The sequence below is a fragment of the Algoriphagus sp. 4150 genome (genome assembly GCF_031457395.1).
Taxonomy (GTDB): domain Bacteria; phylum Bacteroidota; class Bacteroidia; order Cytophagales; family Cyclobacteriaceae; genus Algoriphagus.
Map to the genome: position 1 here is coordinate 193,972 of NZ_JAVDWS010000006.1, position 17,373 is coordinate 211,344.

At 41.5% G+C, this 17,373-nt stretch carries 16 protein-coding genes; 3 read left to right on the forward strand and 13 right to left on the reverse strand.

Features of this window, described 5'->3' with window-relative positions; translation table 11 throughout:
- Positions 1 to 145 precede the first annotated feature (145 nt).
- Entirely contained in the window at positions 146 to 973 is an 828-nt protein-coding gene (prmA, locus tag J2X69_RS11000; RefSeq protein WP_310103010.1) for a 50S ribosomal protein L11 methyltransferase, read from the reverse strand.
- Positions 974 to 979: 6 nt separating this feature from the next.
- The gene (gene tpiA, locus J2X69_RS11005; RefSeq protein ID WP_310103013.1) at positions 980 to 1,741 is read right to left on the reverse strand and encodes a triose-phosphate isomerase; all 762 of its coding nucleotides are present in this window, start codon (positions 1,739 to 1,741) and stop codon (positions 980 to 982) included.
- 72 nt (positions 1,742 to 1,813) lie between these two features.
- On the opposite strand from tpiA, the gene J2X69_RS11010 reads away from it, so the two are divergent.
- The gene (locus J2X69_RS11010) at positions 1,814 to 2,320 is read left to right on the forward strand and encodes a regulatory protein RecX (protein WP_310103017.1); all 507 of its coding nucleotides are present in this window, start codon (positions 1,814 to 1,816) and stop codon (positions 2,318 to 2,320) included.
- A gap of 418 nt (positions 2,321 to 2,738) precedes the next feature.
- On the opposite strand, the gene crtD is transcribed toward J2X69_RS11010, so the two are convergent.
- Complete coding sequence (gene crtD / locus J2X69_RS11015) at positions 2,739 to 4,205, reverse strand: 1-hydroxycarotenoid 3,4-desaturase CrtD (RefSeq protein ID WP_310103020.1); 1,467 nt, start codon at positions 4,203 to 4,205, stop codon at positions 2,739 to 2,741.
- A gap of 103 nt (positions 4,206 to 4,308) precedes the next feature.
- Here crtD and J2X69_RS11020 point away from each other — a divergent pair, with 103 nt between their 5' ends.
- On the forward strand, positions 4,309 to 4,647 hold the full coding sequence (locus tag J2X69_RS11020; protein ID WP_310103023.1) for a hypothetical protein: 339 nt from the start codon (positions 4,309 to 4,311) through the stop codon (positions 4,645 to 4,647).
- Between the two features lie 242 nt (positions 4,648 to 4,889).
- Here the strand turns inward: J2X69_RS11020 and J2X69_RS11025 are convergent, their stop codons facing one another.
- Together J2X69_RS11025 and J2X69_RS11030 are read right to left on the reverse strand one after the other, a co-directional pair.
- On the reverse strand, positions 4,890 to 5,957 hold the full coding sequence (locus J2X69_RS11025; protein WP_310103026.1) for an acyltransferase family protein: 1,068 nt from the start codon (positions 5,955 to 5,957) through the stop codon (positions 4,890 to 4,892).
- 1,212 nt (positions 5,958 to 7,169) lie between these two features.
- Positions 7,170 to 8,636 (reverse strand): glycine--tRNA ligase, encoded by a 1,467-nt coding sequence (locus J2X69_RS11030; protein ID WP_310103029.1) that lies wholly within the window; start codon positions 8,634 to 8,636, stop codon positions 7,170 to 7,172.
- A 129-nt stretch (positions 8,637 to 8,765) separates the two neighbouring features.
- Here J2X69_RS11030 and J2X69_RS11035 point away from each other — a divergent pair, with 129 nt between their 5' ends.
- Positions 8,766 to 9,443 carry an outer membrane beta-barrel protein gene (locus J2X69_RS11035; protein ID WP_310103032.1) on the forward strand — a complete coding sequence of 226 codons (678 nt, stop codon included), beginning with the start codon at positions 8,766 to 8,768 and terminating at the stop codon, positions 9,441 to 9,443.
- 168 nt (positions 9,444 to 9,611) lie between these two features.
- Here J2X69_RS11035 and J2X69_RS11040 read toward each other — a convergent pair whose 3' ends face one another.
- From J2X69_RS11040 to J2X69_RS11075, 8 genes are all read right to left on the reverse strand, one after another.
- On the reverse strand, positions 9,612 to 10,046 hold the full coding sequence (locus tag J2X69_RS11040) for an outer membrane insertion C- signal (protein ID WP_310103034.1): 435 nt from the start codon (positions 10,044 to 10,046) through the stop codon (positions 9,612 to 9,614).
- 57 nt (positions 10,047 to 10,103) lie between these two features.
- Positions 10,104 to 11,150, reverse strand: a complete 1,047-nt coding sequence (locus J2X69_RS11045; protein WP_310103037.1) for a Gfo/Idh/MocA family oxidoreductase — start codon at positions 11,148 to 11,150, stop codon at positions 10,104 to 10,106.
- Positions 11,151 to 11,152: 2 nt separating this feature from the next.
- Positions 11,153 to 11,779, reverse strand: coding sequence for a response regulator transcription factor (locus J2X69_RS11050; protein ID WP_310103041.1), 627 nt, complete (start codon positions 11,777 to 11,779; stop codon positions 11,153 to 11,155).
- A 54-nt stretch (positions 11,780 to 11,833) separates the two neighbouring features.
- Complete coding sequence (locus J2X69_RS11055; protein ID WP_310103046.1) at positions 11,834 to 12,589, reverse strand: ATP-binding protein; 756 nt, start codon at positions 12,587 to 12,589, stop codon at positions 11,834 to 11,836.
- Positions 12,576 to 13,334: a histidine kinase gene (locus tag J2X69_RS11060; RefSeq protein WP_310103048.1), complete on the reverse strand. Its 759-nt coding sequence runs from the start codon at positions 13,332 to 13,334 to the stop codon at positions 12,576 to 12,578. Before J2X69_RS11060 ends, J2X69_RS11055 begins: the two co-directional genes overlap by 14 nt.
- Positions 13,335 to 13,336: 2 nt before the next feature.
- The gene (locus J2X69_RS11065; RefSeq protein WP_310103051.1) at positions 13,337 to 13,741 is read right to left on the reverse strand and encodes a molecular chaperone DnaK; all 405 of its coding nucleotides are present in this window, start codon (positions 13,739 to 13,741) and stop codon (positions 13,337 to 13,339) included.
- 109 nt (positions 13,742 to 13,850) lie between these two features.
- Positions 13,851 to 16,823, reverse strand: a complete 2,973-nt coding sequence (secDF, locus tag J2X69_RS11070) for a protein translocase subunit SecDF (RefSeq protein WP_310103054.1) — start codon at positions 16,821 to 16,823, stop codon at positions 13,851 to 13,853.
- Positions 16,824 to 16,914: 91 nt separating this feature from the next.
- Positions 16,915 to 17,271, reverse strand: a complete 357-nt coding sequence (locus J2X69_RS11075; RefSeq protein ID WP_310103057.1) for a hypothetical protein — start codon at positions 17,269 to 17,271, stop codon at positions 16,915 to 16,917.
- Positions 17,272 to 17,373 lie beyond the last annotated feature (102 nt).

Sequence of the window (17,373 nt, forward strand, 5' to 3'; positions counted from 1 at the left end):
TTCCCCGCAAAAAGACAATGCCCTATCAATAATACAAATACGACGGCGTAAATAATCAATTCTGTCACTGGAGTTGTAAGGTGTTAAAGTTGTAAAGTACCGATTCTCAATTCTATTTGTCTTGAGTCTTAAGTCTAATATCTTATCAAACCTTCCGCAAAATCAGCGCAGCCCAATTATCCTTACTCTGCTGAGAGATCAATTCTAATCCCAATGGCTTTGCACAGTTGTTCAGATCTTCAACATCTTCTGTATAAAAGCCGCTAAGCAACAAATGTCCGTTGGCCTTCAGCAAGTCCGCATAAATACCCATTTCATCCAAAAGGACATTTTTATTGATATTGGCCAAGATGATTTCAAACTCCCCCTGCGGGTTCACTTCACGGATCGTCCCCAATTCCATTCGGGTAGTCAATCCATTAAGGTCAAAGTTCTCGTTGCCGTTATCCACACACCAGTCATCAATATCAAACGCCTTGACCTCACTGGCTCCGAGCAAATGTGCCATCACAGCGAGGATTCCCGTCCCTGAGCCCACATCCAACACTCTTTTGCCCAAGTGGTCGATTTCCCCCTGATGACGAAGCATCTGGAAAGTAGTTGCATGATGCCCCGTGCCAAAAGACATTTTGGGATTGATCACAATCTCATGGGTAAACTCAGGCCTGCTTGGGTGAAAAGAGGCCCGGACATACACCAGCTCGTCCACGACAATGGGATCATAATTTTTCTCCCACTCTTCGTTCCAGTTGACCTTGGGCATAACGCCTTCTTCCAAGATAAGCTCGGCCTTCTCTTGATACTGGGCGATCACCTCATCGAAGGCCTGACGGTCAAAATCTGATTCCAGTGTATAAGCATCGATTCCCTCCTCTGTTTCGAGGAAGGAATCAAAGCCCAACATGGATAATTCAGCAATAAGGATTTCCCGGAATTCCTCCAGGCACTTGATTTTAAACTCCAGGTAATCCATTTTTTATTAGAATGATTTGATAATATCTACGAAGTCACGAGACTTCAGTGATGCGCCACCGATCAATCCGCCATCTACATCCGGCTTGGCAAAAAGCTCCTGTGCATTTTTTGGATTGCAGCTGCCTCCATAGAGGATTGAAGTGTTATCTGCGATGTCTTTACCATACTTGGAAGCGATGTGTCTTCTCAAGGCAGCATGCATATCCTGAGCTTCCTCAGAACTGGCAGTTTTGCCTGTTCCGATAGCCCAGATCGGCTCATAAGCAATCACAACCTTAGAAAAATCCTCAGGACTTAAGTCAAAAAGACCTTCCGTCAACTGAAATTTCACATTTGGCTCATGTGTTCCTGCGGTTCGGACCTCAAGAGATTCTCCACAGCAGAAGATTGGAGTCACGCCATTGGCCAAAGCAAGCTTCACTTTTGCGGCAAGCATTTCATTGCTTTCTTTGAAATATTCCCGGCGCTCACTATGGCCGATGATCACGTATTGCACGCCGAAAGAAGCAAGAATCTCGGCAGAAACCTCTCCCGTGAATGCTCCGGCTTCCTTGTCAGAACAATTCTGAGCTCCAATAAACACGCTTTTTGCTCCTCCTATAAGTTTCTTAACAGGGAAAATATGCGGAAAAGGAGGGTTAAGCACTGCGATAGCATCGCCAGAATGCTCGTCCTTGATCATATTTAATATTTCGGAAGTAAGTGTCTGACCTTCTTCGAAAGTCATGTTCATTTTCCAGTTGCCGGCTACGATTTTCTTACGCATAATGTGTTTTGAAAATTTAATAAGGTTTGATAAAAAAGAAACTAGGGATAATTTGGTCTAAAATTACGGAAAATGTCCAGTTGGGGAAAATATAAGCCAAATGAGTCAGGAAAAAACTCCTGGTCCCGGGAGGAAGCTTTTGAAAAGCTCACAACCTTCTGCGCCTATCAGGATCGCTGCCCGTGGGAAATTCGTCGCAAACTCTACGAAAAAGGCATAAAAGATGAGCTCGCTGAGCAATTAGTCGCTGAATTGATCGAAGAGGAATTTGTGGATGAAGAGCGGTATGCAAGAGCCTTTGCCAGAGGCAAATTCAGACTGAAAAAATGGGGAAGAAACCGCATCCGAATGGAGCTGAAAATGCGGGAACTACCCGAGGAACTTATCCGAAAGGGACTTTCAGAAATCGATCCGGAGGAATATTACGACACTCTTTTGACCCAAACTGAGAAAAAGTGGGAAAGCACGCATGAAGCTGATGACTACAAAAAGAAGTTCAAAGTCACCCAATACCTGATAAACAAGGGCTTTGAGATGGATCTGGTGAAAGAAGCTTTGGAGAGTTTGCAGTCGCAGTGATCAGTCGCAGTCATCAATTTTGGAGAAAGGTATCAAGACATGAGAGCCTAGATGTAAGAACAGAGAATCTAGAGTCAAGATCCGTCGGGGGCGTCATTGCGAGGAACGAAGCAATCCCTTTAGAAAGACTTTTGGGTTCCGTCATTGCGGGGGAACAGCCTGCCCCGATGTATGGCAGTCTGAAGACTGCAGCGAAAAAGCCACAAGTCATGAGACTTGCGCCAAAGATTAGCAATCCCGTTTTAGCGCTCATTGCACTTGTTGTAAAAGATTCTGTGCTTACCAAAGTGAGATTGCTTCGTTCCCGACAAAAGTCGGGACTGGCTGTGCCTCCTCGCAATGACGTAGGAGAAGAAGACTTGTACCAAAGATTATTGGGCTTTCCGCGACTGAATACTGATCACTAAAAAACTGACCACTACCCTTCAATCATTTCACTCATAATCTTTGCAGAAAGCAGGCAAAGTGGAATCCCGCCGCCCGGATGGACAGACCCGCCGCAGAAGTACAGGTTTTTGATCGAGGAAGAATAGTTTGCATGACGCAGAAAAGCAGCAAACTTGTTATTCGAACTATTGCCGTAGAGCGCTCCCTGCGCACTGGAGGTTTTGAACTCTATCGTCCGGGGATCCAAGATCTCCTCCACCTCGATCAGTGATTCCACATCAGTCTTCAAAATGCGGTTAAGTTTATGTATCACATTCCTCTTAGCCACTGCTATTAAATCATCCCAATCCTGCCCTTGGTTATTGGGCACATTGATCATGGTAAACCAGTTCATACACCCTTCCGGTGCATCGTCAGGCTTATGTGTCGAGGTAATGTTGAGGTAAATCGTGGGATCTTCATAAATAGTCCCCCGCTTGAAAATATGTTCAAATTCCAACGCATAATTATCCGAAAAGAAAATATTGTGAAGATCCAATTCCGGAAAATGCCGTCTGATACCCCAATAAAAAATCAAAGCCGAGCTTGATTTGGGCTGATTGAGCAAAAACCCAGGCTGCTTCAGATCCTTGAGTATTGTCTTATAGGAATTGACCATATCCATGTTGTTCACCACTAGGTCAGCATGGATTTCTTTACCATTTACTTTTATCCCTTTTACATTTCCATTTTCAGTGAGGACTTGAGCTACTCTCTGACCGAAATGATAGGTCACCCCAAGTTCTTTTGACAACCTGAAGAGACTTAGCGTGATGTCATGCATTCCATTTTTGGGGAAATAAGCGCCGATATTAAATTCCAGATGAGGAATAATATTGAGTGTGGCCGGTGTCTCAAAAGGATTTGAGCCATTGTAAGTAGCATAGCGGTTAAACAGCTGAACCACTTTTGGGTGTGAAAACTGTCTTTGGTTTGCTTCATTCATGGTTGAGAAAATCCCCAGCTTTCCCATTCTCAGGTAAGATTTTAGCGCATGAGGATTTGTCCAAGTATCCAGCTTATGAAGTGAGCGGTTCATAAATAGCGGAGCCAAGCTGTCATAGATAAAAGCCGATTGTCGGAGCGCTTCCCGGATTGCTGAAGCGGACTCACCCAGCTTAGTTTGCACTTCCTCAGCAAATCCATTGAGATCGGAATATGCTTTCAGTCTTGTACCATCCTCCCAGAAATATCGGCAGGTCACATCCAGCTTCTCGTATTCAAAAAAGTCACAAGGGTTTCTTCCCGCCAGCCGAAACAATTCATCCACTTGCTCAGGAAGTGTAAAAAGTGATGGGCCGGCATCAAATCGGTATGCTCCCAAAGTGATTTCACTCAGTTTTCCACCCGGATACGAGTTTGCCTCGAATACGTCCACCTCATAGCCTTTCATCGCCAATCGAATAGCCGCGGCGATGCCCGCAATACCCGAGCCTATAATAAGTGACTTTTTTTTCATGACCTTGTATAGACCACTAAACTAGCATTTTTATAAAAAGTTATTCCTCCTGTAGCAGGTTTAGACTTAACCTCGTCTTATGGATGTACTTAACTCTTTTTTTATGAAAAACTTACTACTACTTTCTCTGCTAGGATTAATTTTCTTTTCCTGTGAAAAACTGGATGAACCCGAAATTCTTGGTACCTATACGTATATTCCGGAAGGTTGCGTACCAGGTGATGATCCCATGATGAACTGTAGCAGTTCTATCACGCTGTCGGAAGAAGGAGTAGCCGATATTTTTCCAAGCGGGGATATCATATACAGAACCACTTATAAAATCAGAGGCACAAAAATTATTGTGGCAAAAGCCGATGAAGTCATCAGTCAGTTCGTTTTTCGCCATGTGGATAGCTCTACTCTCCAAAATGAAAGAGATGGAGCGCTGTGGGTTAAGTAAAATTTACGTTCCAGCGCGCTCCTCCTTGGGATTGCAAAACCCAGAGATTTTATAGTAGAATTTCCATCCGTACTAAACCCACCCCAACAGACAATCCTCTACAACCTGCTTAAAAGTATGGTGAATGATTTCGAAATAGATATCAAAAGTAGTGTATAATACCTAATCACATATCTCCTGTCCAGATACTCATAAATTTAAATTGCATATTATCATTCTTATATCTAGCAAATAAATAGACATTACCTACCTCCTGTCATAAGACGGTAAAATCTTGAAACAAATATTTTCATATAACTTGCAACTAACAAACTCAAGAAAATTGTAACTAACGGAGCTGTGACATATATTATAAATGAAATTATCTCGGATTGCCCTAAAAGAAAATTTAATAATTTCTTCACAATAGACAACAAGGGCTCATGAAATGCAAATAAAAAAAAGCTATATTGAAATAAAGGATATAATCTTGTTTTCGTAACATCTCTATTAATAAATATATAATCATACAAACACCATACAGATATAATTCCCGCAACTATACTTGCCTGTTTGACCAATTCAATCAGAAACTCATTTTCAAAATCCATAAAACCCAAAGTGGTTTTTAACAGAATTAAAGCCAGCCACATCACAGGGATAAAGTAGGAGTTCCTGAACTTTAAATTGTTCATATTAATGTTCTTTATACTGAAATATGCACCCAATGAAAAATACAACAAAGCTCTGCTGGTAAATATCTGAAAGTTCAAGGCGTATATCCAAAAAATCAGAAAAACCAACAATACGTATAATCCAAATCTATTGATTAACCAAAATAAAATTGGCGAAATTATAATCAACATCACCAAATCTCTAACATACCAAAAATGATATGGAATAGGGTTAAGTAATACAATATCAATAATTTGAATCAATGTAAGATCAGAAATTAGTCCATTGGTAAAAAAAGGCTTAGAAAAAGAATTTGATTGCAAAGCAAAATACAGCAGTATACCATATAGTGACCAAAGAAAATACGGGAGAACTAACGTGTTAAACCTTTTAATATACTTAGGAAAAAACTCCTTCATAGATCCATCTTGAATAGAGTAGAAAAATAAAAACCCAGAAATACTAAAGAACAACGGAGAGGCAATCTTACCTACCCCATCACTTATAGCGGTTTGTAAAAACCAATTTACCCCTTTTTTAATCAAGACAGTTTCCGAATCAAAGTTATATGTTAGATTAGTGGCATGACAAAACACAACAAGCACAACTAAAACAAAGGAAATTGTTTGCAACTTGTTTCTAAGATAGGTATCCATAAAAGCACTAATTTTATTTATATATTTTGATTTATTTATAAAACACCATAATTTTAGTTTTCAAGATACACTTAAATCTCCCTCATCCTGTATAGCCAAATCCTTGAAATTTTAAATATGCCAGCTGAAATTTGTCGCAAAAATCTTCATATTGATTCATTAAGGATATCGATACACAGCATCTCTTTTCTAATATTATCATGATGCGTTTCCTTCCTTCTCTGCTAGTGGAACTCCAAATTTTCAGTTACTTTTCATTAAAAATATCAATCATCTGTACTCTCCTAAGGGAGATCAACAATATATTTGAATTCTTAGTCTAAAATCAAATCTAGGCACAACAATAACTCCTTAAGCACCCCTTTAAGGTGTCTATAAGAGTCACCAAATTCACATTTTAACAATTACCGTCTTAGTCTTTTGTATGATCAAATTTTCTTTTTTTCTAAAATCCATTTGCTCTCATTTTTGAGCAATCATCTTCTGTATCAGCCAGATTGAAGCTCAAAACCCCTCTGTATTTCACCAAATATAAAGACTGATTCCAAATTAGAAAAATTTCAAATACATTTTTTATAAATTAAAATACGTTAAACATTATTTAAAAATGAAAGGAAGATAAATTATCGATATTTTATTTCTCCCTATTAGTTTCTGTAAAATTATAATCTGAGTAATCCAATAAATTATAATTTAATTTTGCCCAGAATATTCCAGATCTGCCATCATGGCCTATTCTGATTCTCAGAATTCTTAACCCCTACGTTCTTGCAATCTGTACTCACTTACCCCAAAAGAGCTGTTTCCAGCATTCTTTTCCGCAGCCTACAAAAATCACGTATACTGCTCAAGACACATCCCTCTTCTTTTTTCTATTAATTCTGCCTTCCGGGATTTAATGAATGCACTAAGTTCAATGACAAAAATTTCCATGGAGTAAAAACATGCACGCACGGTACAAGTAACCAAATGAACAGTGATTGACCTTGTATTTGGCACGGAAAAGTTATTATTAAAATTCCCTGATAAAAAAAACACCTCACTATTGCTTGGGATTTTCAATCCTGAGGCTCTACGGAAGAATTTCCAATCGGCACTAAGCTCCCCGAAATGATGAGGTTGCCTATGCGACTTCTGATCAGGAACCTCTCCAAATAAAAAACAGAGGCTGCTTTAGACAACCTCTGTTTTATGTTTATGAATATCCGATTCTTACAATTTCTCAAAAATTCTTCCAAAACTAGTAGCCTGAGCGATTCTACCGTGAAGTTCGGAAATAGGCACACGCTCTTGCTCAGTCGTGTCACGGTGACGGATAGTGACCGTGTTGTCCTCTAGCGTCTGATGATCCACTGCGATACAGAATGGCGTACCGATCAGGTCCTGACGTGCGTAGCGCTTACCTATCGAAGCAGCATCTTCGTAGATGATATTGAAGTCGTACTTCAACAACTCTACGATCTCTTGGCCTTTTTCAGGCAAACCATCCTTCTTCGTGATTGGGAGAATCGCAGCTTTCACAGGTGCGATAGCAGGGTGAAGTTTAAGGAAAGTTCTACTTTTCTCCTCGGTTTTCTCTTCTGTATACGCATTACATAGCGTCAACAAAAACAGGCGATCAGCTCCGATAGAAGTCTCGATCACATAAGGAATGTAATTCTGATTCACTTCCGGATCGAAATACTGCTGCTTCTTTCGAGAGAACTCCTGATGTGATTTCAGATCAAAATCAGTTCTGGAGTGGATCCCTTCCACTTCTTTGAAACCGAAAGGAAAGTCGAATTCGATATCCATCGCAGCGTTGGCATAGTGAGCCAGCTTCTCATGGTCATGCTTTCTGAGTTTTTCGGGAGGAGTCCCCAGTGCCAAATGCCACTTCATTCTGGTTTCTGCCCATTTTTGGTACCATTCCAGCTCGGTACCGGGACGTACAAAGAACTGCATTTCCATCTGTTCAAATTCACGCATACGGAAGATAAACTGACGGGCAACAATCTCATTTCTAAAAGCCTTACCTATCTGGGCGATCCCGAAAGGAACTTTCATTCTGGCAGTTTTCTGCACATTCAGGAAGTTTACAAAAATCCCCTGCGCTGTCTCAGGTCTCAGGTAAATCGTGGTAGCATCCTCAGCCACAGAGCCCACTTGGGTAGAAAACATCAAATTGAACTGACGTACTTCTGTCCAGTTGGTCGTGCCGCTGATCGGACATTTGATGCCTTCATTCACAATCAAATCCCTCACACCTGCCAAGTCCTCAGCTTCAAGCAATCTCGCTAAAGCACCTGTAAGTTCATTCGCTTTGGATATATCGCCGGCTCTTTCGAATACAGCCGCATGCTCTTCTACCAGCACATCTGCGCGGTAACGCTTCTTGGAATCCTTGTTGTCGATCATAGGATCATTGAAACTATCCACATGACCGGAAGCTTTCCAGGTAGTAGGATGCATAAAAATCGCTGCATCGATCCCTACAATATTCCCCTCTACCCGGGTCATGGTTTCCCACCACAGGCGCTTCAAGTTATTTTTCAATTCTACACCGTATGCACCGTAATCATACACTGCCTGAAGGCCGTCGTAGATCTCAGAACTAGGGTACACAAATCCATACTCTTTGGCATGGGAAATAATATCTTTCAATTGCGTGTTTTCCGCAGGAGTTTCGGTTTTTGCCATAGGCGCAAAAATAGGGAAAATGAATGAATCCCCGCAGAAAAATGAAGGCTTCCTATTTCAGGAAAATTTCTACAACTAAACAGTTAACGAAATCGTGTAAGTTTGAAATCTAAACTAAACACTTTATCAATGAAAAAATTCTTACTGGGAGTACTCGCATTCCAACTCTTTGCTTTCGCGGCAAATGCGCAGATCGAAAAAGGAAGTATAATGCTGGGCGGGAACGTCAATTTTAATAGTTCCAACTCTGAGCACCTATTAGGGATGCTGCCTAATGTCACAGCCACCAATTATGATTCAAATGAGTTTCTTTTTAACCCAAGATTTGGGTATTCCTTAGGAAATAATTGGGTCATAGGCACAGTACTTTCATTCACTACCGGTCAAACTACAAGAAAAACTGTTTCATCAACTAGTTCTAGTTCAACGATTGAAGAAAACATTGTTGAATCCGATGCATTTGGAGCATCGCTATTTGCAAGAAAATATTTGCCCTTCGGCGATAAATTTTCCGTGTTTGGAGAATTGATTAGTGGAGCCAACTGGCGCACCGTTAATTCTTTATATAATTCTTCCCAAGGAAGTTCCAGTGAGAATGAAACAAAGTACACTGAGTACACAACAAGCTTATCTGCAGGACTGGCATATTTCCCCAAAAACTGGTTGGCGCTGGAACTCTCATCAAATCTAGTCACTTTCACCACAGGAGAGCAAAATCAGTCATCCCCAAACTACAACTCTTTCTCCTTTGGCTTAAACACCTCCTCCATCAACCTCGGAGTTTCCTTTTTCCTAAACAATAAGTAAAAACCCTGAAAATTTAAAAAGAGGCTGTCTCATAACTCATAATTGTCACATTGAGCGAAGTCAAAATGGGCTTAATTACCACATAAAAGGCTTCGACTTCGCTCAGCCTGACAAGAAAACATGATAATGAGACAGCCTCTTTTTGGTTGTTAGTGGTTGGTTGTAATCTTATCTAAACGTGTATTTGAAGCCAAATCCTGCACGGAAGTAGTCTCCATGATCTGTGGCGAGAACCGGCGCTGCTTCGAGCACCAGCCCCAGATTTTTACTGCTAAATGGCGTGATCAAAAGACCGATTGGAATGGCTATATAGATATCATCGTCATTCCTATGGTTATTGTGACGATCATTATCGAGTCCAAGACCCAGCCCTGCGTAGAAATTCATATCGTCTTTCTGGACAATATTGTAAGCTCCCATCAGCTCTATACCGATATTCCTTCCGGTGCCTATTCGCCCTTCACCGAAGAATTGCTTATAAGGATCCGTGCCTATAGTCACGAAAGTCTCAGAGCTCTGCAGATTCACTCCTGCACTGATTTGTGCTTTTGCAAATGATACAAATGCAAAAAGCGTAAGGGATAATAGTACTAGTTTTTTCATGATTCAATTATTTTACCTGACCCCAGTATCCAAATCCTCAGCCAAAAAATGATAACATTACCAGCCTCCCTCTTCTTTGAAAATTCTCCGCCCTTCTTCAGCACTGGTAAAAGAAGCTTCTATGATCTTCAAAACACTGACAGCCTGAGCTATGGTGATGTCGAGATTTGCTCCTTTCGAGATCGCATCAGCTACGTTCTGATACAGAACTCTGTAATTACCGGGGATCGTTTGATAAGGTTTTATCTCCTCATTGAGGAAAACATTTCCCCAACTTTCCTCAGATTCCACACCCCAACGCTCTCCCTCAGGCTTTTGCCCAAGCTTGAAAGCAGCTTCCTGCACATCCAAACCAAATTTCTGATACGACCCCCTCTTGCCCAAAAGTAAAAACTTCGGTGTAGGCACATTCACTAAAGCACCTGCAGTCACTCTGGCTTTGAGCGAGCCATAATCAAGAATAATATCAAAATAATCGTCAGCGATAGCTCCGCCTCTTTGCTTACGGATATCTGCCTGAATCCAATTCGGAAGGCCAAAAAGCAACACTACCTGATCGATTAAATGTGATCCGAGATCAAATGTGATCCCATTTCCCGGCACTTCCATTTCTCTCCAGTTTTCAGAGACATCCGGACGGAACCGGTCAAAATGAGATTCCAAGTAAACAAGATCACCCAAGTCTCCTTCACGCACCAATTTCTGCAAGGTCATAAAATCCCCATCGTAACGACGGTTGTGAAAAACAGAGCAAATCAAACCCTTCTCTTCAGCCAGCTTGTTTAGTTCTTCTGCCTCATGGGAGAAGATTGTCACGGGCTTGTCTACCACCACATGCTTTCCGGCTTCAAGACATCGCTTGGCCATCGGGTAGTGATATTCATTCGGTGTAGTGATCACTACCAGTTCGGCCGCATCTGCCTCCAGCATAGCATCCAAACTCCTATACGTGGTAACAGCCGGATACAATTCCTCACAGCGATTGGTACGCCGCTCCACAGAAGCTACAAGCTCAAGGTCCGGACAGACATCGATAAGTGGCGCATGCATTTTCTCAGCTACTGAGCCAAAGCCAATAACGGCTGTTTTAATAGGTTTACTCATGATTAGAGGTTCATTTCGTGTGCTTTGTTTACCAGTTCAATTCGTGAACTGACTTGAAGCTTGTGATGGATATTCTTGCGGTGTGTTTCAACCGTCTGCTTGCTTAGATTTAGCATCTCAGCTATATTCTTGTTTTGAATCCCGTCTCTGATCAATTGAATGATTTCGGTTTCCCTTCGTGATAGCTTATACTTCATTCTGAAAGCATCGAAATAAGCTCCTTGTATAGCTTGCTTTTTTACCCGATCAAAATTCAGGACATGCCGGCCTTCAAACACTTCCCGAATCGTAAAAATCAATTCGTCGGGATCGGCATCTTTAAGAATAAAAGCATCAGCCTTTTGATCTATGCACTTCTTGTAAATCTTCTCCTCATCATACATGGAAAGTACTACTACCTTCACCTGGGGATGCTTCTTTTTACAATGATCCAGCACACCAAAGCCGTCCATTATCGGCATATTAAGATCCGTAAGGACCACATCCACTTGGTTTTCGGCAATATAATTACACAGTTCTCTTCCATTTGGGAAGACATTGACGACTATCAGATCGTATTCTTCCTCAAGGAGACCTTCTATTCCTTTTGCAAATAATTTATGGTCATCAGCCAGGACAATCCTGATCATGAGTAGGGGGGTTAGTATTTTGGGGAGATTACGCTTCAAATTATACTCTTAAATCTAATTAGGCAAGGTTAATATGATTTCTGTTCCTTTTCCGACAGTAGAAGTCAGTTCAAAATTCCCCCCAATCGTATCCATTCTCTTCCTGAGGTTGTACATTCCGCTACCATTGGTCTGTAGGGCAGTGTCAAATCCAATCCCATCATCCTGAATCCTGATTTGCTTTCCTTCTCCATTCTCACTGATTCTTATCAGAATTTTATTCGGCAAAGCATGCTTAATAGCGTTGTTAAGTGACTCCTGAATCACCCGTATCAACACCAGTTTTTGGTCTTTTGGCAAATCAACGAGTTCAAAGTCCGCTTCCAGCGTTGTTTCGCAAAAACCCGTGTTTTTTATCCGCTCTAATTGCTGCCCGATGAATTCATTGATGCTAATAGACTCCACCCAGTCAAGGTTCAGAGTTTTGGACAGGCCACGAACTTCCTGAATCACCTGATTCAAAATCTCTTTTCCCTCGGCGTGCTTTTCAGGTTTGATCGAGCCAAAATTAAGCTTGGCCAGCGAAAGCAGCTGGCCGATATTGTCGTGCAATTCTCTTCCAATCTGCGTAAGCGTGTCTTGCTGTATTTCATTCTCGATATTCAGCAAGGTCTTCTCATGCTCCGATTTGATCTGATCCACTTTTTGACGGTTTTGGGCCTGTCTCTGTCTGTGGATAAAGACCATAGCTATCACAAAGGTGGACATGATCCCTCCCAGAAATAAGGTAGAGAAGATGATTACATAAACTTGGCTTTCAACTGAATCCATAAGAAGGCTCTTGTTCAAATAGTTTAGGAAGCTTTGGCGAGGCAATAGTGAGCGTTAGTATGGCCAAATTAAAACAAATCATTGCCATTGCTAGCTGATAAATCGAATTGCCAAGTTCATAATTGTAAGTCACCAAGAATGGCATAGCAACATCGTTGATGTAAGTCAAAGAATAGGTAAAGAGTATAAAAGTCATTTGCCAAAAGGAGGTCAACCGCAAAGGATTTGAATTGAGGTAAGCATCGTTTGTGATCAATCCGACGAAATAGAGCCCACTTCCCACCAGAATCATATTAGCTCCTATGGAGAATATAATAGGCTGAAACCAGTAAATAGGTTCTATTCCGGAAAACTGTATGACCTGGCTGCTTATCACAAACGCAATCAGCATCCAGTTTATGTATTTCTTTTTCGAGGGCTCCAGCCAGGATTTTATTAAGAAAAGATAGAATATGGTCAATACTTGCCTTTGGGAGACATTATATAACCATAAATTATATCTGGGAAATTCTGTATTTCCAAGATAAGCATTCACTGACTTTTTGAACTCATAATTGAAGTTGGTATAGGCTCCCATATTTTCATAAAATGCAGTGAACATCAAGATTAAAAAGGGAAGCCAAAAGTACAGTTGAGCTCTTTGCTCCTTTGAAAGTCGGAAAAAGAAGAATATGCCTAATACTGCGAGTAAATCTATAATAATTAAATCCTCCTTTAGAAATGCTTGAGCAAACCTGCTTTCCATTCTTAGATATCAGTAGGGTCAGGGTAACAAGAATAAGGACATTGGCTCCCACCATTTTGATATTCAGCCTTAACAGCGCCCAATCCAACCGGCACTAGTTTTTTTTCCTTTAAGTTAGCTGCACACATCACTAAGGTTAACTGCCCGCAATAGGCCGCTCCTTCCTTTGGGTGGGCTTTCTCAGCAGTTTCCTCGGTGTATTCGGTGAAGTAAAACTGAATTCCCCCCACCTTGGGGTCCTTGTCAGCTTTTGCCAATAAACCTTCAAGCGTTTCTCTATCAAAGAATATCCAGTCGGTTTGATTGGTTTTGTCTTTCTTTTTAGTTCCTGTTCCCGGTTTGCCTTTTTTGACTTCTTTGTCATACTTGGCTTTCATTGCTTCAAAGTCTTTTTTGTCGATTTTCATGTCATGGATCTATAAATACCAGCGAAAAGATAAGAATTTTCCTGCTGCAAGGACAATAAAAAAGGAGCGGGTAAGTTACCCGCTCCTCAAAAAGAAAATAATTTGATGTTTAGGCTATTTTTTTCGCCTCTTTCGCTGCATGTTCCTGATCTAATTCTCTTTTCATCAAATCCACTACAATCGGAGTAGCGATGTAAATAGAAGAATAAGTACCTACCAATACCCCGATAAACAAAGCAAAAGAGAATCCTCTCAATACTTCACCACCGAATATCAGCAATACAACCACCACAATCAAGGTAGTGAACGAAGTAATCAAGGTACGTCCCAATGTCTGATTGATAGCATCATTGAATACTTTCACCAGCTTGTTTGTACCGCGGTTTTCGATGTTCTCACGAATACGGTCAAATACGATCACCGTATCGTTAATCGAGTAACCGATCACAGTCAATACCGCAGCGATAAACACCTGATCAATTTCGAATGTGGCTCCGAATGCACTTGCTATAGCAAAAGCAGCTATTACAAACAAGGTATCGTGAATCAAGGCAATGATAGATGCCAAGGAGAATTGCCACTTACGGAATCTCAATAAGATGTACAAGAAGATGGCAATCAATGCCACTATCATCGCCTCAGCTGAAGATGCCTTAATATCATCTGCCACCGTAGCGCCTACTTTCGAAGAACCCGTAATCGCAAATTGTCCGGATGTCAATGATTCCGCATCCTGAGTGAATGTTAATCCGGTAACCGCGGCTATGCCTTCTTTTACTTTACTTTCTACTTCAAGATTGGATTCTGCATCATCTTCATTCACCAAATAAGAAGTAGTTACTTTCAATGTATTGCTAGACCCGTAAGTTTTTACTTCCACAGAGCCGTCAAACTCTCTATCCAAACCGGATTTCAAATCAGAAGCCGCTATCGGCTCGTCAAATGCTACCACGTAAGAACGGCCACCGGTGAAGTCAACGCCGAATTTCAATCCGTTGACAGCAGCGATTCCCAAACCGATCACAATAATGGAAGTAGAGATCAGGTAAGCCACTTTTCTTTTACTCAAGAAATCAAAGTTCAATGCACTCAATGCATTTTTGGCAAAAGGAGTAGCGAAGCTGATTGAGCTCTTGTCGCCTTTCTTGCTCATCCAAGTCACAATCACCCGGGTGATGAATACAGAAGAGAAGAATGAAGATGCAATACCGATCATCAATACGATGGCAAAGCCTTTCACCGGACCCTGACCCAATGCAAACAGGATAGCACCCGTAAGGAAGGTTGTCACGTTTGAATCGAGAATTGCAGAGAACGCCTTGTTATAACCCGCATCGATTGCAGCCAGTAAGCCAACTCCGTTTCGAAGTTCTTCTTTGATACGTTCAAAAATCAGCACGTTCGCATCAATCGACATCCCTATCGTCAATACTATACCCGCTATACCCGGTAGGGTCAAAGCGGTGCCAAGTTGTGCCAGGATTCCGAGGATAAAGAAGATATTGAAAACCAATGCTGCAATAGCTACCAGTCCGCCTTTTGCATAATAAGCCATCATAAAAAGGATCACAATGGAAAGACCTGCTACCATAGAGATCAACCCTTGATTCAATGCTTCTCTTCCCAAGGTTGGGCCGATAATGCTTTCTTCTACTATCTGTGTAGGAGCAGGAAGAGAACCGGACTTAAGGATATTGGCCAAATCCTGAGCCTCCTGCAGTGAGAAGTTCCCGGAAATTTCAGACTGTCCTGAAGGAATCTCCCCATTCACTACCGGTGCTGTGTACACATAATCATCCAATACTACAGCGATTCTTCTTCCGATGTTGTCAGCAGTAAGTTTTCTCCATTTTCTGGCCCCGTCTGCATTCATTTGCATAGATACTGCAGGTCTTGATCTCTGATCCAATGCCTGACGGGCATCGGTTACCACATCGCCTTCCAATGGTGCTTCGTCTGTTCCCCGTTCTGCTTTGATAGCATAAAGTTCCAACGTCTCAGAGCCATCTTCGGCTTTGAACGGCTTCACGCCCCAAAGCAATTTGATATCTCTTGGCAATAAGGACTTGTAATCCTCATTTTTCAGAATACGATTGATCGCCATAGTATCGCGAAGCTCGTATGCCAGGCCATAATTTGGCTTAAGCAGGCTAAATAAAGGAGAAACACTATTTTCACCTGATCTTGAAGGATCAATTTGAGCCAATTGCTTTTCCAACGCATTTTTCAAAGAATCCTCTTCAGAAAGGCCCTCAGTAGCTACTGTATCAGCTACAGCAGGCTGTGCCGATTTGTTGGCAGCGACCCATGCACCGTTCACTGCCTCTAAAGCAGCCCCAATTTCATTTATCTCAGCAACTTCCCAGAACTGTAATTTAGCTACGCCCTGAAGAAGGTTTCTTACTCTTTCCTGATTGTCCACACCGGGTAATTCGATCTGTATACGACCGGATCCCTGAATTCTCTGGATATTGGGCTGAGAAGTACCGAATCTATCGATACGTGTTCTTAGGATATTGAATGAACGCTCAATTGCATTCTCAACTTCATTATCTATAATTTCAAGAATTTCAGAATCTGAAGACTCCAAGGAAATACGTCCCCTGTTTGCGGCAGTTGCGAAGATTGAGCTTAGCTTCTGACCGGGACTGTTTTTCTTATAAGCAGTATAAAAGAGGTCCACATACTTGGCGGTAGAAGTCTTCGCCTGTTCGCGGGCTTCTTCCACAGATTTGTTGAAAGCAACATCTTTTGGGTTACCTGCAAGCCCTTTTACAATCTCCACGGGGGAAACCGCCAAGGTAACATGCATACCGCCCTGAAGATCAAGCCCCAGACCCAATTCAGTTTCTTTTACTTCCTGAAAAGTATAATTAGCGCCTAGGAAGTTATACACAGGAGCTCTCCAGATAGAATCCAGATAGCTTTGTCTTTTAGAAAAATCCACGTTGCCGGACTCGTCGGTTGCGTAAGTCTGGGCTTTCTGCTGGATATTGTTCGATACAAATGTGAATGACAGATAGTACAGGCAGAGTGCCGTAACGATCACTGTCAAAAACACAATGACACCTTTGTTTTGCATGGGAAATTGAAATTATTGATTGTTTGTAAATACAGATTAGTGGCTTAACTGCAAATCAGAAAAGCGCTTTGGGAATCGGGAAAATTTGGGATCAGGGTCCTTTGGTGGATATTATTCGCTCAAAAAGTATTTCTGCGAGCTGGTTGGGCTGAAAAGCTGTAGTACACTCGGTAATGAACGTAGAACTTTCAAACCGTACAATTTCATAGATAAGATAAAGTGTGCTCTGCGATACATTCACCACAAAGGGGACAACTGCATCTACAGCTACATCCAAAAAAGTCTGATTCTTATCACTTGAAGAGGCTTTATCCTGTTCTTCGACTTTAGCAGCATCTCCATTATCAGGAACATATTCCACACTGGAGATAAACAAACACAACAGCAATGCCAGCATCACCGTAAGGCGCTGTTGGAATAAGTTGCTATTTCGTTTGGTTACTTTCATGCGGCGCAAATATAGCCAATTATTTAAAATGAGTGATTCTCATTCAAGAATTTCTGGTTTTCATGGCAAATACCAAAACAATACACTCAAAACCAAGTAATT